The organism is Halopseudomonas salina (genome assembly GCF_008641105.1).
The window spans coordinates 489,800-503,409 of sequence record NZ_VTTI01000001.1 but is presented as its reverse complement, the minus strand read 5'-3'; the positions used below and the strand labels follow the sequence as shown (position 1 = coordinate 503,409).

15 protein-coding genes are annotated in these 13,610 nt (G+C 56.8%); 9 read left to right on the top strand and 6 right to left on the bottom strand.

All coding sequences use genetic code 11. From position 1 onward, the window contains the following. Positions 1-112: 112 nt before the first annotated feature. From cbpA to FZF01_RS02220, 9 genes are all read left to right on the top strand, one after another. A complete protein-coding gene (cbpA, locus tag FZF01_RS02260; protein WP_150276723.1) occupies positions 113-1,042 on the top strand; it encodes a curved DNA-binding protein in 930 nt (309 codons plus the stop codon). Beyond that, complete coding sequence (locus FZF01_RS02255; protein WP_223825355.1) at positions 1,039-1,359, top strand: chaperone modulator CbpM; 321 nt, start codon at positions 1,039-1,041, stop codon at positions 1,357-1,359. Before cbpA ends, FZF01_RS02255 begins: the two co-directional genes overlap by 4 nt. A 127-nt stretch (positions 1,360-1,486) precedes the next feature. Continuing rightward, positions 1,487-2,017 carry a DUF3299 domain-containing protein gene (locus tag FZF01_RS02250; RefSeq protein WP_150276466.1) on the top strand — a complete coding sequence of 177 codons (531 nt, stop codon included), beginning with the start codon at positions 1,487-1,489 and terminating at the stop codon, positions 2,015-2,017. A 107-nt stretch (positions 2,018-2,124) separates the two neighbouring features. Continuing rightward, positions 2,125-3,060 carry an alpha/beta hydrolase gene (locus FZF01_RS02245; RefSeq protein WP_188434342.1) on the top strand — a complete coding sequence of 312 codons (936 nt, stop codon included), beginning with the start codon at positions 2,125-2,127 and terminating at the stop codon, positions 3,058-3,060. Between the two features lie 3 nt (positions 3,061-3,063). Beyond that, positions 3,064-3,771 (top strand): tRNA (N6-threonylcarbamoyladenosine(37)-N6)-methyltransferase TrmO, encoded by a 708-nt coding sequence (gene tsaA / locus FZF01_RS02240; protein WP_150276464.1) that lies wholly within the window; start codon positions 3,064-3,066, stop codon positions 3,769-3,771. Between the two features lie 177 nt (positions 3,772-3,948). Further along, on the top strand, positions 3,949-5,400 hold the full coding sequence (locus tag FZF01_RS02235) for a GGDEF domain-containing protein (protein WP_188434341.1): 1,452 nt from the start codon (positions 3,949-3,951) through the stop codon (positions 5,398-5,400). A 90-nt stretch (positions 5,401-5,490) separates the two neighbouring features. Continuing rightward, entirely contained in the window at positions 5,491-5,856 is a 366-nt protein-coding gene (locus FZF01_RS02230) for a DUF3301 domain-containing protein (RefSeq protein ID WP_150276462.1), read from the top strand. A 56-nt stretch (positions 5,857-5,912) separates the two neighbouring features. Beyond that, positions 5,913-6,920 (top strand): CobW family GTP-binding protein, encoded by a 1,008-nt coding sequence (locus FZF01_RS02225; protein WP_150276461.1) that lies wholly within the window; start codon positions 5,913-5,915, stop codon positions 6,918-6,920. Next, positions 6,917-7,324 carry an NADH:ubiquinone oxidoreductase gene (locus FZF01_RS02220; protein WP_150276460.1) on the top strand — a complete coding sequence of 136 codons (408 nt, stop codon included), beginning with the start codon at positions 6,917-6,919 and terminating at the stop codon, positions 7,322-7,324. Before FZF01_RS02225 ends, FZF01_RS02220 begins: the two co-directional genes overlap by 4 nt. Positions 7,325-7,334: 10 nt before the next feature. Here the strand turns inward: FZF01_RS02220 and FZF01_RS02215 are convergent, their stop codons facing one another. The 6 genes from FZF01_RS02215 to atpD form a co-directional block, all read right to left on the bottom strand. Beyond that, positions 7,335-7,796, bottom strand: coding sequence for a DUF192 domain-containing protein (locus FZF01_RS02215; RefSeq protein WP_188434340.1), 462 nt, complete (start codon positions 7,794-7,796; stop codon positions 7,335-7,337). A gap of 35 nt (positions 7,797-7,831) precedes the next feature. Then, positions 7,832-8,704: a flagellar brake protein gene (locus FZF01_RS02210; protein WP_188434339.1), complete on the bottom strand. Its 873-nt coding sequence runs from the start codon at positions 8,702-8,704 to the stop codon at positions 7,832-7,834. An 80-nt stretch (positions 8,705-8,784) separates the two neighbouring features. Further along, complete coding sequence (gene cfaB, locus FZF01_RS02205; protein WP_150276457.1) at positions 8,785-9,969, bottom strand: C17 cyclopropane fatty acid synthase CfaB; 1,185 nt, start codon at positions 9,967-9,969, stop codon at positions 8,785-8,787. A 92-nt stretch (positions 9,970-10,061) separates the two neighbouring features. Continuing rightward, positions 10,062-11,429: a bifunctional UDP-N-acetylglucosamine diphosphorylase/glucosamine-1-phosphate N-acetyltransferase GlmU gene (gene glmU, locus FZF01_RS02200; RefSeq protein ID WP_150276456.1), complete on the bottom strand. Its 1,368-nt coding sequence runs from the start codon at positions 11,427-11,429 to the stop codon at positions 10,062-10,064. Positions 11,430-11,725: 296 nt separating this feature from the next. After that, positions 11,726-12,169: a F0F1 ATP synthase subunit epsilon gene (locus FZF01_RS02195; RefSeq protein ID WP_150276455.1), complete on the bottom strand. Its 444-nt coding sequence runs from the start codon at positions 12,167-12,169 to the stop codon at positions 11,726-11,728. 42 nt (positions 12,170-12,211) lie between these two features. Further along, positions 12,212-13,588: a F0F1 ATP synthase subunit beta gene (gene atpD, locus FZF01_RS02190; protein WP_150276454.1), complete on the bottom strand. Its 1,377-nt coding sequence runs from the start codon at positions 13,586-13,588 to the stop codon at positions 12,212-12,214. Between the last annotated feature and the right edge of the window lie 22 nt (positions 13,589-13,610).

The window sequence follows — 13,610 nt, the reverse complement described above, 5'->3', positions numbered from 1 at the left end:
AGCCCGGGCAAGTGACAGCTGCGATTACCCCTGGCGAGCAACATGCTCTATGCTCGAGGTAATCAGTTGCCAGATGCAGGCAGCCTGCCTCATCGAAAAAAACGGGCCCCTTATGGATTTCAAGGATTACTACGCCACGCTGGGTGTGCAACCCGATGCGGACGATAAGACAATCAAAACGGCTTATCGCAAGCTGGCACGCCAGTATCATCCGGATGTCAGCAGTCTTGCCGGCGCGGAAGAGAAATTCAAGGAAGTGGCCGAGGCCTACGAGGTATTGCACAGCGTCGAGAAGCGCGCCGAGTACGATGAGTTGCGCCAGGCTCGGCAGCAGCGACAGCATTACAGCGGCGCACCACCGGGTGCCTCCGGTTCCCGCGAGACAAATCAGGATTTTGCGGACTTTTTCGAGTCCATGTTTGGCTCTGCAGGTGCACGCCAAACGCCCTTTGACGACAACCGATTTGCTCAGAAAGGGCGTGATGTGGAAATTGAAATGCCGGTGTTTCTGGAAGAAACACTCGAAAACACCAGCAAGCCAGTCGAGTTCATGCTGCCATACCGTGACGAGCAGGGCCGCATGCAGGAGCTCAAGAAGTCCCTGAAGGTAAAGATTCCTGCGGGAGTGCGCGATGGCGAGCGTATTCGCCTCAAGGGCCAGGGCGCGCCTGGCAGCGGCAATGCAGCTAATGGTGACCTGTACCTGCACATAAGGCTGGTACCGCACCCGCTGTTCGATGTGGAGGGGCATAATCTGGTGATTACCGTGCCACTGGCTCCCTGGGAGGCGGCCCTTGGAACCAAGGTCACAATCCCGACACTGGTTGGCAAAATCCAGTTGACCATCCGGCCGGACAGTCAATCTGGACAGCGCCTGCGTATAAAGGGCAAAGGGCTGGTAGGCAAGAGTGGCCCTGGCGACCTCTTCGCAGTGCTGAAGGTGGTCATGCCTCGCCAGACAGACGAAGCCACGCGCAAACTGTGGGCACAGCTAGCTGATAAAGCCGGTTTCGACCCGCGAGCAGAATGGAGCCAGGCATGATGAGCACCGTGACCCATGTACATATCAACTTTGCAGAGCTGCGTCAGTGTGTGAGCATCAGCGAAGACCAGTTGCTTCAGCTCGTTACTGAAGGGATTCTCAACCCCAGGACCGGTCAAGGTCCCGAAGAGTGGGAATTTGACAGCACCAGCGTCAGCCTTGTTCACAAGGCAGAACGCATATGTCACGACCTTGCTGTTGATTGGAGCGACATGCCTCTGGTGCTTGGTCTGCTTGAGGAGGTACAGCAACTCAGGGCAGAAAATACCTATCTGCGGCAGCGCCTTGGCCGTTTCCTGCAGGACGAACAGTCCTGACGCCAGCTAGCTTTGCCCAGCGGGACCTGTAAAAATCCGGTCTTTGTAAAGCGCGTGCACTGCGGGATATTCCTTTTGCGGGAAGCATTCCCGGCCCGCCAATACCCTCTCGCTCCTGAGTATCATTATGCGCCTGCCTCTATTCATCGCTCTATGCCTCAGCCTGTCAGCCACGGTCCATGCGACCCCTCAAACCGTTGACTGGCTCGATCTCCTGCCGGAGGAAGACTATCAAGCGATGCTGGATATGCCCGAGATCGGGCATGACGTCAGTGAGGAGGCCCCCGGCGATTTCAGTACCGGGCTGCGCCAGCGCGACCGAAGCCTGCCCGACGTCATGTACTCTACAAACGTGGTTACAGAACTGAATAACCAGCAACTGCGTATTGCCGGTTATCCTGTGCCACTGGAAAGCAATGAGCGCGGACTCTACACCAGCTTCTTCCTGGTGCCATACGCCGGTGCGTGCATCCATGTTCCACCCCCGCCGCCCAACCAGATAATTCTGGTGGAATACCCCCAGGGCATCGCGATCGAGGATATCTACGAGCCCTTCTGGATCAGCGGCAACCTGCTGATAGACCAGACCAGTAACGAGCTCGCAGATGCCAGTTACCGTTTTACTGCCGACAGGGTATGGACCTACGACGGCGAGTGAAATAGCCTTTGGCCATCGCCCTTACGGGTGGGTCACGATTACCGGCATTCCGTTATGCTAGAGGTCGTGACCACATGGTCACAGGGAATTCTGATGGAGTTGTTCAGATGGAATCGCTAATCGGTTTGGTTGGCCTGGCAATATTGGTTGTTGTGTACTTGCGGCGCTGGCTGCTGAGACGCGAGATCCCCCAGCAGCAGGCAACCTCCTTCAAGGGAGAGGTATTTACGGTAGGACAGGCCAGCATAACGCGCAGAACGAGCGGGCAGCCACCCAGCGCAAGTGTCGTTGTGATGCCGGGTTTCATGGAGAATTTTCTGTACTTCACCGCGTATTACGAAGACCCGGCCATCGAGTTGATTCTGATTACCAGCGCGGACTATCACGTCCCCGTACTCGATTGCCGTCCCGGTGTGCCAGCCTGGAGCAGAGTTCCAGATACGGCCCCAGGTACCATCGCCTATGATGCCGAAGTTATGAATTTGGCACTGCGCAATCTGGTTACTACCGACAATGTCCGGGTCCATGGCCACTCTAGAGGAGGAGCCGTTACCCTGGAAGCGGCACGGCAACAGCCTGCATTGTTCGAGAACATTGAAGTTATTCTGGAGGCCCCCGTACTGCCCCAGGGCAAGCCATATGCCCCGATGCCCCCCCTGGCGCGCTGGTTTGTGCCTTTTTACCTGCCGATGTGGCAGCAGCAACCGATTTCTGCACGCAATCGCGCCATCTGGGGCCCACTGGACGACTCCCGTAAACGGGAGCTGATCATGGGTCTGCCATTTAATCCACGGCACTGCTCCACCATGGTCACCAATCTTAAGGACATGGCAGGCTGGATGGACGCAACCGGAAGTGAGATCTACCGACATGTAAAGCGTGGAGCCATTCTGGTTCCAGGTAAGGATCGGGTGTTGCAAACCGATGCCATGCGCGCAAGCGCCCAACAGGCGGAGAGTCTTCAGGTGATCGAGATCGAGGGCGGGAGCCATTTCGTTGTTCCCGACCATCCCGATTCGATACCTCCATTGTCGCTGGGTTAAAGCATGGCCTATAGCTTCGAGCCCGTAGGCGTGGTGCATTCGTGTTTCCACGAAAAGTTTGCCATACCCCGGCAGCCCAGCCTGGCCGCTGCCGCGCGCGGTGTGATCGAGCTGTTGGCCCCCTATGACAAACCCGAAGCGCTGGCAGGACTGGAACATGTCAGCCATCTGTGGCTGCTATTTGTGTTTCACGCAGCCCCTTCGGGTCCCGATTACCTGCGGGTGCGACCTCCTCGTCTGGGCGGTAATCAGCGTGTAGGGGTTTTTGCCAGCCGGTCGACCCACCGGCCTAATCCCTTGGGCCAATCAGTGGTTCGCCTGGACGCCGTAGAGCCGGGAAAGCTGTTGATTTCGGGCATAGACTTGCTCGATGGCACACCGATACTGGATATCAAGCCCTATGTACCCTACGCCGACCATGTAGCAGATGCCCGCAACGATATGGCGAGTAGTGCACCCGCCCTGGTGCCGGTCGCCTGGAAACCGGCTGCCTGGCAATCTGCGAGAGAACACGCACTGCGCCTGCAGCAACCGGTTATCGAGCTGATCGAGCAATGCCTGGCTCAGGACCCCAAACCAGCCTATCAACAGCCGGGGCCAGAACGGGAATACGGTGTCCGTTTCTGGGATCTGAACGTGCGTTGGCACTATCCACAAGCGGGTTGCATCCAGGTTCTGGTGGTCGAGAAACAGCCCACAGCCAAGGCCTGATCGCACATACAACACCCCCCATCACCGGCTATACTCGAACCTTGATCAATAGCAGGACGACGCCTTTTGTTGTACTACTCCCCCATGCTCCTGGGATTATGTCTACTGGTTGCCGTAGCGATTGCAGCAACTGCCCTGTGGCACATGTCTCGGCCTTACTCCGGCCCCGGATTCTGGATGGCCGGCAGTTGGTCCCTGATCGGTGGGATCATCCTGTTTATCGGGTTCATTCTCACCGGTAGCCCGACGTTGAATGTGCTTGGCAACGCCGGTCAGCTGGCGGGTGAGGCGCTCTTCCTCCTGGGTATTTTCCGTTTCATGGGCCGCCCGTTGCCCTGGTGGATAGTGCCACTTAGCGTCAGCCTGATGGTCCTGTTCAACATCCACTACTGGATGTATGAAGGCAATTCGGATTTTCTGATGGGTATCTATTCGACGATTGCCGGGCTGCTGCCTGTCCAGGCGATAGTGCTTTTATTGCGCGAAAAGTCCGATCCTGCCACCCGGCCCGCCCGCCTGCTGGTAGGCTTCAGTTTGTTGATATATTCGATCGTTACGCTACTGCGCGGATACCTGGGTTACCACGACTGGTGGCACGGCGCGCCCTACGTCAACCCCTATGAGTCGTTCAGCTATTTGTTGCCATACAACTTCGCCATTCCCGCGCTGGTCATGGGGTTTATCGGCGTCACGCTGATGACCATGCAACGCATTCTTGCCAACAGCCAGCAACACGCCGAGCAGGCGCGTAACAGTGCAATGCGCTTCGAACGCTTACTGGGCGCCTCTACCTCGGCAGTCATGATTGTAAAAGCCGGTCTGATCCAGGACGCCAATCTACGCCTGGAACAGCTTAGTGGTCTGTCGAGGGATCGTCTGGTTCACCAATCGGTTTTGGCCCTGTTTCCCGAAAGCAGCCACGACCTGATCCAGAAGCACTTGTCTCGTACCCATGCCAGCCAACTGGATGTGGACGCTGTGCATGCCAACGGTCAACACTTTCCCGCGGAAATCAGCATCGCGCCCCTGGGCGAGAAAAGCGATGATCTGGTCGTTGAAATCCGCGATGTGAGCCATCGCAAGGCACTGGAAGAGCAGCTGCTTCTGCTGGCTACCCAGGATTCCCTGACTGGCGCTCTCAATCGCCGCGCTTTCAACGCCGAGGCCCAATTGGCAATCAAACGGGCGACCCGCTATAAGCGCCCGTTGAGTTTTGCCATACTGGATCTGGACCACTTCAAGCTTATCAACGACAACCATGGACATCTTGCCGGCGATCAGGCGCTCCAGCGTTTCGCCGATCTGTGCCGCGCGGTCTTGCGTGAAGGAGATATCTTCGCGCGTTTCGGAGGCGAAGAGTTTGTTCTGCTACTGGCCGAGACCGACACGACTGCTTCCATGCAGTTGCTTGAGCGGTTGCGAGAAGCAGTGAATGGGCTGATCCTGGAACATGCTGGCGAGCCCTTCAGCTTACAGGTCAGTGCCGGTCTGGCGGGCTGGGAGCCTGGAGACACCATGGAGAGCTTGTTCAAGCGGGCAGACCAGGCACTGTACGCGGCAAAAACGAGCGGACGCAACCGTGTTGTACTCTGGACAGCCAACACCCCCGAGGGTGCTACCGGTATCTGACCGGGGCCCTATCGGCCCGCCCAGACACGACAGGCAAAACCGACAACTGTGCTAGGCTTGACGCTCTGTATTTCCCGAGGAAGTGGCTCGATGTTCGATCTTCGTCATGCTGGCCTTTTGATTCTGGCCGTCGCTATCGGTTTCTGGTTATGGCGCACTCTGGGGTTGCGCGATCGGGCACTGGCGCTGGTCAGGCAGCATTGCCGCCAGGCTGACGTACAGTTGCTGGATGAAAGTATCTATCTGAACAAGGTACGGATAGGTCGCAGCAAAGGTTTGCGCTTTGCCCTGGTACGCCGCTACGGATTCGAATTTACCGTCACCGGCGAGCGTCGTTACCATGGGTATGTCGAGTTGTACGGGCCCCGGCTCCGACATATCGAGCTGGCTCCCCATCCTTTCCCAGGCGGTAGCCCGGACAACGTTCAGGAATCCTTCGGACAACGTCTGAACTGATCGGTCATCTTCGGTTCCACGTGGAACTGCCCGCGACCTGGCGGTATGCTTGCCTGATGACTATTTCTTCCAAAATTGAGCACGTGGCCACCCACCTGATCGCTGGTCCTCTGGGTGCTGGCAAGACATCATTAATTCGGAGTCTACTGGCACAACGTCCGGCGCATGAGCGCTGGGCTGTCCTGATCAACGAATTCGGTCAGATCGGCATAGACGCGGCTTTGTTGCATACCGACGCTGCTGGGGTGCAGCTCGCAGAAATCCCTGGCGGCTGCCTGTGCTGCGTTAATGGTGTACCTTTTCAGGTCGGGCTGAACAGGCTTTTACGTCGTGCCCGACCGCACCGGCTATTTATCGAGGCGTCCGGGCTGGGGCATCCGCAGGCTCTGATGCGTCAATTGGCTGCCGACCCATGGCAGAGCGTATTGGCGTTGCAACCGTTGATCATGGTGATCGATGCGCCCCGGCTCCTGGCAGACGGGAAGCTGAGTGAGCCCCAGCAACTGGCCCTGGAAAGTGCCGGGCTTGCGGTTCTGAATAAAACCGAAGAGCTGACATCCGAGCAATGCACGGCACTGATACTGAAAGTACGCCCGGTACCCACAGTCTGTGCCGTCCAGGGCGTACTGGACCTCTCGCAACTGCCCGTCTCTGTGACATTTACCGGGCACGGTTTCAGTCCTCAGTTGCCCGACGCAACGCTGCCCCCGGGCAAACTCTGGCGTAACGTTGATGACTGGCACTGTCATAGACATCAACAGACAGATCAGCACAGCATTGGCTGGGTAATTCACCCCCATCAGATATTTCATCTTGATGAAGTGCGTTCCTGGTTGGATCGATTCTCCTGCCATCGTGCCAAGGGCGTACTGCATACCACTGACGGCTGGATGTCCTTCAATGCAGTGGCCGGAGATAAGCCGGTTTGGCACCCCAGTGCATGGCGTCGTGACAATCGTCTCGAGCTGATTTCAAGCAGCCCATTCGATGGCCATGAGCTGGAGTCTGCCCTGCGTGCCACCGTTGCAACACCGTCTACCCATAGCCAGAGGGAGCTGCCATGAAACTGCGTAAGGCCTTTATATCAATGATGCTCTGCGCCATCGGCACACAGGCTTTAGCCCAGCAGGCCTGCTTGATTACCTCGAGCGATGCTGAATTGCCGATTCGAATGTGTCAGCAGAACATCAGTATTCCAGATACCCTATTTTCCAGCAGCTTTTGTCAGCCACAGATTTCCGACCGGACCTTCAATATCGATTTTATGGACCAGTGCCCAACTGGGGCTTACGGAATATGCGAAGGAGCGAAAGCCCAGGGTGTCGCCTATGAGCAATCGATTCACTATTACAGTGATGCCACAGATGCGCCGGTACTGAAGGCCTATTGTGAAAGAATCAGTGAAGGAACCTGGCAAGAGCCCCCTCGAGAGTCGAGCGAATTGGTATCACCGGGCGTTAACCCCTGAGAAACTGGATTTACCATCTTGGCGCAGGTTCTTCGAGCAAATCGCCCAGATCCAGTATCTGACCTTCTTCAAGCCCCAGATTCCGCGCGGTGCCAGCTGGCACCTCAAGTACAAAGCGCAACGGCTGGTCGGCATGGTATATCTGGCACGGCATCGAAGAGCAAGGCGGCACATTGGGGAAGATCTGCGCTATTTCGCCCGTTTCATCAACATATAACAGGTCCAGACTGATCACCATGTTGCGCATCCAGATCGCCGGCTGAGTGCCTTGCGGGAAGTCAAACAACATACCGGTACCGGAGGCCAGGTTCTTGCGCCCCATCAATCCCTGCCGACGGCTGTCAGGGTCTGCGACGTACTCGACTACAAAGCGTTGGTCGGCCAGCATCAACTCAATGCGCTCGACAGATGCGGCAGCACTGGCTACAAAAACACTCAAGAGCAGAGCAAGACCGCAGATCCAGACTCCCACACCTCTCCAGCGGTATACCCTCTGAGAACAACTCATCAAAGATTATCTTTCAGCAAATTCTGATAAACCATGTTGGTCAGGTAGAGCCGATCCTGTTCGTTAAGATCAACGAATTCGACCCCGGTCGCCACCAGACCCTTGTTGCCTTCGTCCTTGCTCACCGCACGCACCTTGGCTTTGATACTCAGATAGACGTCCAGACCCGATGGGTTAATCCGGAAGGAGAGTGTCACATCGTCGTCCTTGTCGGCCACTGACTGCGGCGACAACATTCGCGCGCCACCCCAGCTCAGATCAACTATCTTAGCTGCGCCCTTACCCTGCGGGGCGACAACAGACGTAACCAGTTCCACCGGTACCCTCGCCGAGCCACGAATACGCATTGATTGAACGGATTCGGGATAGGCAAGATGCAGGTAGGGAAATGGCGAGAGGTTGGATTTGAGAACCCGTGTCTTGTAGGCGACAGCGTCTTTGCCAACAAAACCGCGAACCAGAAACTGTTGCCCTTCCTTGATAAATACCAGTTTTCCCTGAGCCGTGGGGCTGGTTACCATGATGCTGACTGGCGCATGAAAACCGAGCATTTTTACCTGATAGCGCTCGGTATGCGTGGCATGCAGCGTCTGCAATTGCACCATATCGCCTGGAGCCAACTGTATCTGGGCGAGCGTAGATATCTGCATTTCGTTGGCCAGAGGCGCATCACCTTCGGCGTTTTTGTCTTCTGCGGCATTGCGCTCCGGCGCAGCCCGATAAATACCCAGTTTGAACAACTGATCAAGCAGGGGCTGACTGTCGACGATCCGCGACTGCTCCATCAATACCTTCCCTTCAGAATCCATCAGATCCCAAGGCAAGGGGCTGCCAATATGAATGTCTTTTTCCGTCAGAGGTATCAAGGTCACCCGGTACTCCGTCACCTGCAAGCAGTAGGCAGTCAATGTAGCACAGTGCCGCCAATGCGCTAGGTCACCAGGCATGCATTTCAGGAATAGATATCAGCCCGGGTCAACGGGAGCTCATGGCTGCCATCGGCGTGCGGCCTGACTGCCAGAATCTGATGAATATTGATCCAGTTCTTGCGAAAGCCATAGGCGCATCCAGCCAGGTAGATGCGCCAGATGCGCAGGGCTTTATCAGAAACCAGTGTGCTGGCTTGTGCCAGCGAGGATTCAAGGTTGCTGCTCCAATGCTCCAGCGTCAGGGCGTAGTGCTGTCTCAGGCTCTCGACGTCCACCACCTCCAGTCCCTGCTCCGACATCTCGGCGACGGCGGTGGCCAGGTGCGGCAATTCCCCGTGGGGGAAAACATACCGGCCAATGAAGGTGCCTGCTCCCCGACCCACCGGTCGCCCATCCGTGTGTTTTGCGGTAATGCCATGATTCATGACAAGCCCCCCAGGCTTGACCTGCTGCTGCAGAATACGGAAATACTCGCCCAGATTCGCATGCCCCACATGTTCAAACATCCCGACGCTGACTACCTTGTCGAATTGTTCCTCACCTGGCAGATCACGGTAATCCTGAAGCTGTAGATCAATTATCTCGGAAAGCCCTGCCTGAGCATTCATCTGTCGCGCCAGATCCAACTGAGCCTGGCTTAGGGTGATGCCACAGACAGTAACGCCGTAATGCCTTGCCGCATGACGAGCGAGACCGCCCCAACCACAGCCCACATCCAGCAAGCGCTCGCCCGGCTTGAGACGTAATTTGCGACACAGGTGGTCGAACTTGTTCAGTTGCGCCTGGGCCAGGCTGTCTTGGGAACTATGAAAGTAGCCACATGAGTAGGCCATCTCCGGGTCCAGCCAGAGTCGATAGAAATCATTGGAAAGGTCATAGTGATAAGAGATGGCTTCGGCGTCTAATGCCTTGTCGTGGGCGGTACGCTCCAGAGGTGATGCGGAGAGGTCGCTGGGCGCGGCCATGCTGAGTTTGTCAGCTATCTCCATCACCTGCATGATCGGCCCCTGTATTTCCAGGCGCCGATCGATATAGGCTTCGCCCAGGACATCCAGCGTCGGGTGGGTCAGTTCCGCCAGTAGCCCGCTATCAAGAATCTTCAAAGTCACTGCTGGATCAGGACCCAGATCCAGACTGGGACCATTCTGGAGCGCGAGCCGTAATGGCAGCTGCATCTTGCTCAGGCTGTTGGAAAGTTGCGTCAGCATGACAAGTCTCCCCCGCATGTCCTATTTCTTGACTATAGGACAGCATGGGGAAATGTGTAGTCATATTTCCGACCAGAGAGTACTGACCAGAATCAGTCGGCTTTTTTTACCGGACGTTGCCAATTCTCGATGGCACGCTGGCGGGTACGGGCAACCGCCAGTGCGCCTGCAGGTACGTCCTGCGTAATTGTCGACCCTGCCCCGGTCGTGGCACCGGCTCCCACTTTGACAGGTGCCACCAATGCGGTATTGGAACCTATGAAGACCCGGTCGCCTATTTCGGTCACAAACTTGTTCACGCCATCATAGTTGCAGGTGATAGTGCCCGCGCCAATATTCACCTGCTCGCCAATCAAGGCATCACCGACATAGGACAAGTGATTGATCTTCGAGCCAGTGCCTATAGTGGTCTTCTTGGTTTCAACGAAATTGCCGACCTTGGCCCCCCGCTCCATGACGGTACCCGGCCGCAAGCGCGCATAAGGTCCGATGTCACATTCATCGCCAACCTCTGCGCCATCCAGATGGCTGAACGCCTTGATCACTGTGCCCCTGCGTACCACACTGTTGCGGATCACACAGTTCGGCCCGATTTCAACGTTATCCTCGATGGTCACCTGGCCTTCCAGCACCACATTGATATCCAGAAAAATATCGCGACCTACAGTCACCGTTCCGCGCACATCCAGACGGCCGGGGTCCGCCAGGGTGACACCTTCTGTCATCAGTCGCAGCGCTTCGCGGCTCTGGATGGCGCGCTCAAGCACAGACAGCTGTTGACGATTGTTGGCGCCCATGACTTCGACTTCGTCCTCTGGCTGCGCGACCTCGATCCCTGTCTTGCTTCCAACGGCGAGCGCCACCACATCGGTCAGATAGTATTCGCCCTGGGCGTTGTCGTTGGAGAGACTGTTAAGCCAGTCTGCCGCGTGGGCGCCCGGCAATGCCATGATCCCGGTGTTGGCCTCGGTAATCAGCAGGTGCTCAGCGCTGGCATCCTTCTGCTCGACGATCGACTGAACCTCCCCAGCGGGATTGCGCACGATACGACCGTAACCGGTAGGGTCATCCATGGTCACTGTAAGCAGACCCAGGGTGTTCTGACCGGCTTGCTCACTGAGGCGACGCAGAGTGCTGCTTCTGAGCAGGGGTACATCTCCGTAGAGCACCAGTATCTGATCTGCCCCTTTCGTATGGGGTATCGCCTGTGCTACCGCGTGGCCGGTACCCAACTGCTCACCCTGCAATACCCAGTTCAGATCGTCAGCGCCCAGAGTCTCGCGTACCTTCTCCGCGCCATGACCAATGACCACGTGAATATGGCGTGGCGATAACGCCCTGGCGCAGTCAATGACGTGCCCCAGCATGGGCTTGCCTGCCACGGGGTGAAGAACCTTGGGAAGCGCAGAGCGCATACGGGTGCCTTGTCCGGCAGCGAGAATGACGATGTCCAATATCATAGGGGAACCATAGCTGGATAAAAGTAAGGAGATGATAGCAAAGCTGCAAGCTGCAAGCTGCAAGCTGCAAGCTGCAAGCTGCAAGCTGCAAGCTGCAAGCTGCAAGCTGCAAGCTGCAAGCTGCAAGCGTTAACAGTTTGGGGTTGCGCTTGTCCCCGTCAAGCTCTTTCTGGCAGACAACGCGAAAGAACCCGATTCGCCGGGACTGCTTGAAGCTTGAAGCTTGGGGCTTGGGGCTTGCGGCTTGCGGCTAAAAAAAAAGGCAGCCGAAGCTGCCTTTTTTATTACCGACTGACTCAGCGATTGTTGATCGCTGGTCCGCCGTATTTCTTGCGCAGTTCCTGCACGGTACGCAGCTGGGCTGCGGCCTCGGCAAGACGTGCGGAGGCTGAGCCATAATCAAACTCGGCACCCTTGTCACTGAGAGCTGCTTCAGCGGCTTTTTTCGCCTCTACTGCTGCGGCCTCGTCGATGTCACCAGCACGGATAGCCGTGTCGGCAAGCACCTTGACCATGCTCGGCTGAATCTCGATGAACCCGCCAGAGATGTAGAACACCTCTTCGCTGCGATCCTGCTTGATCACCCGAACCGGGCCCGGCTTGAGGTCGGTGAGCAACGGCGTGTGACCTGGCAGAATGCCCAGATCACCCATATTGCCGTGTGCGACGACCATTTCAACCAGGCCTGAAAACAGCTCTTCTTCCGCGCTAACGATATCGCAGTGCACTGTCATAGCCATTTCATTGCCTCGATTCTGCGCCCGCTTGCGCGGGCGCTAGCATTACATTTTCTTCGCTTTCTCGATGGCTTCATCGATGGTGCCGACCATGTAGAACGCCTGCTCGGGCAGGTGGTCGAACTCGCCATCCAAGATGCCCTTGAAGGCACGGATGGTGTCCTTGAGCGAAACGTACTTGCCCGGTGCACCAGTAAAGACTTCGGCAACGAAGAAGGGCTGTGACAGGTAACGCTGGATCTTACGAGCGCGGGCTACCAGTTGCTTGTCTTCTTCGGACAATTCGTCCATACCCAGAATCGCGATGATGTCCTTCAGCTCTTTGTAGCGCTGCAGAACATACTGTACGCCGCGAGCGGTATCGTAGTGCTCCTGACCAATCACCTGGGGATCCAGCTGACGGGAAGTGGAGTCCAGAGGATCAACCGCAGGGTAGATACCCAGGGAGGCGATATCACGGGACAGTACCACGGTCGCGTCAAGGTGGGCGAAGGTGGTGGCTGGGGAGGGGTCGGTCAAGTCGTCGGCTGGTACGTATACCGCCTGGATCGAGGTAATGGAGCCCTGCTTGGTGGAGGTAATACGCTCCTGCAGAACACCCATCTCCTCGGCCAGAGTCGGCTGGTAACCTACCGCTGAAGGCATACGACCCAGCAGTGCAGATACCTCGGTACCGGCCAGGGTGTAACGGTAGATGTTGTCAATGAACAACAGTACGTCACGACCCTCGTCACGGAACTTCTCGGCCATGGTCAGACCAGTCAGGGCTACGCGCAGACGGTTACCCGGCGGCTCGTTCATCTGACCGTAAACCAGAGCTACCTTGTCCAGTACGTTGGAGTCCTTCATCTCGTGATAGAAGTCGTTACCCTCACGAGTACGCTCACCAACACCGGCGAATACGGAATAACCGCTGTGCTCGATCGCGATGTTACGGATCAACTCCATCATGTTTACGGTTTTACCTACACCGGCACCACCGAACAGACCTACTTTACCGCCTTTGGCGAACGGGCAGATCAGGTCGATAACCTTGATGCCGGTTTCCAGCAGTTCGTTAGAGCTGGCCTGTTCCGCGTAGGAAGGTGCAGGGCGGTGAATACCCCAGCGCTCTTCTTCGCCAATCGGGCCGGCTTCATCAATCGGGTTACCCAGCACGTCCATGATCCGGCCCAGGGTCTTGACCCCAACTGGTACGGAAATGGCTGCGCCGGTGCTGCTTACGGTCAGGCCGCGCTTGACACCTTCGGTGGTACCCATGGCGATGGTACGTACAATGCCATCACCGAGCTGCTGCTGAACTTCCAGGGTCAGACCCTTGTCGTCAACCAGCAACGCGTCATACACCTTCGGCACGCCTTCGCGTGGGAATTCCACGTCGATGACGGCACCGATGATTTGAACGATACGTCCGCTACTCATGTTTGGTTCCTCTAAAGTGGTA

What these genes read in the sequence shown, in the direction of transcription:
- cbpA (WP_150276723.1), top strand. Translation starts at nt 113, where the DNA reads ATGGATTTCAAGGATTACTACGCCACGCTGGGTGTGCAACCCGATGCG.
- FZF01_RS02255 (WP_223825355.1), top strand. Translation starts at nt 1,039, where the DNA reads ATGATGAGCACCGTGACCCATGTACATATCAACTTTGCAGAGCTGCGT.
- FZF01_RS02250 (WP_150276466.1), top strand. Translation starts at nt 1,487, where the DNA reads ATGCGCCTGCCTCTATTCATCGCTCTATGCCTCAGCCTGTCAGCCACG.
- FZF01_RS02245 (WP_188434342.1), top strand. Translation starts at nt 2,125, where the DNA reads ATGGAATCGCTAATCGGTTTGGTTGGCCTGGCAATATTGGTTGTTGTG.
- tsaA (WP_150276464.1), top strand. Translation starts at nt 3,064, where the DNA reads ATGGCCTATAGCTTCGAGCCCGTAGGCGTGGTGCATTCGTGTTTCCAC.
- FZF01_RS02235 (WP_188434341.1), top strand. Translation starts at nt 3,949, where the DNA reads ATGGCCGGCAGTTGGTCCCTGATCGGTGGGATCATCCTGTTTATCGGG.
- FZF01_RS02230 (WP_150276462.1), top strand. Translation starts at nt 5,491, where the DNA reads ATGTTCGATCTTCGTCATGCTGGCCTTTTGATTCTGGCCGTCGCTATC.
- FZF01_RS02225 (WP_150276461.1), top strand. Translation starts at nt 5,913, where the DNA reads ATGACTATTTCTTCCAAAATTGAGCACGTGGCCACCCACCTGATCGCT.
- FZF01_RS02220 (WP_150276460.1), top strand. Translation starts at nt 6,917, where the DNA reads ATGAAACTGCGTAAGGCCTTTATATCAATGATGCTCTGCGCCATCGGC.
- cfaB (WP_150276457.1), bottom strand. Translation starts at nt 9,969, where the DNA reads ATGCTGACGCAACTTTCCAACAGCCTGAGCAAGATGCAGCTGCCATTA.
- glmU (WP_150276456.1), bottom strand. Translation starts at nt 11,429, where the DNA reads ATGATATTGGACATCGTCATTCTCGCTGCCGGACAAGGCACCCGTATG.
- FZF01_RS02195 (WP_150276455.1), bottom strand. Translation starts at nt 12,169, where the DNA reads ATGGCTATGACAGTGCACTGCGATATCGTTAGCGCGGAAGAAGAGCTG.
- atpD (WP_150276454.1), bottom strand. Translation starts at nt 13,588, where the DNA reads ATGAGTAGCGGACGTATCGTTCAAATCATCGGTGCCGTCATCGACGTG.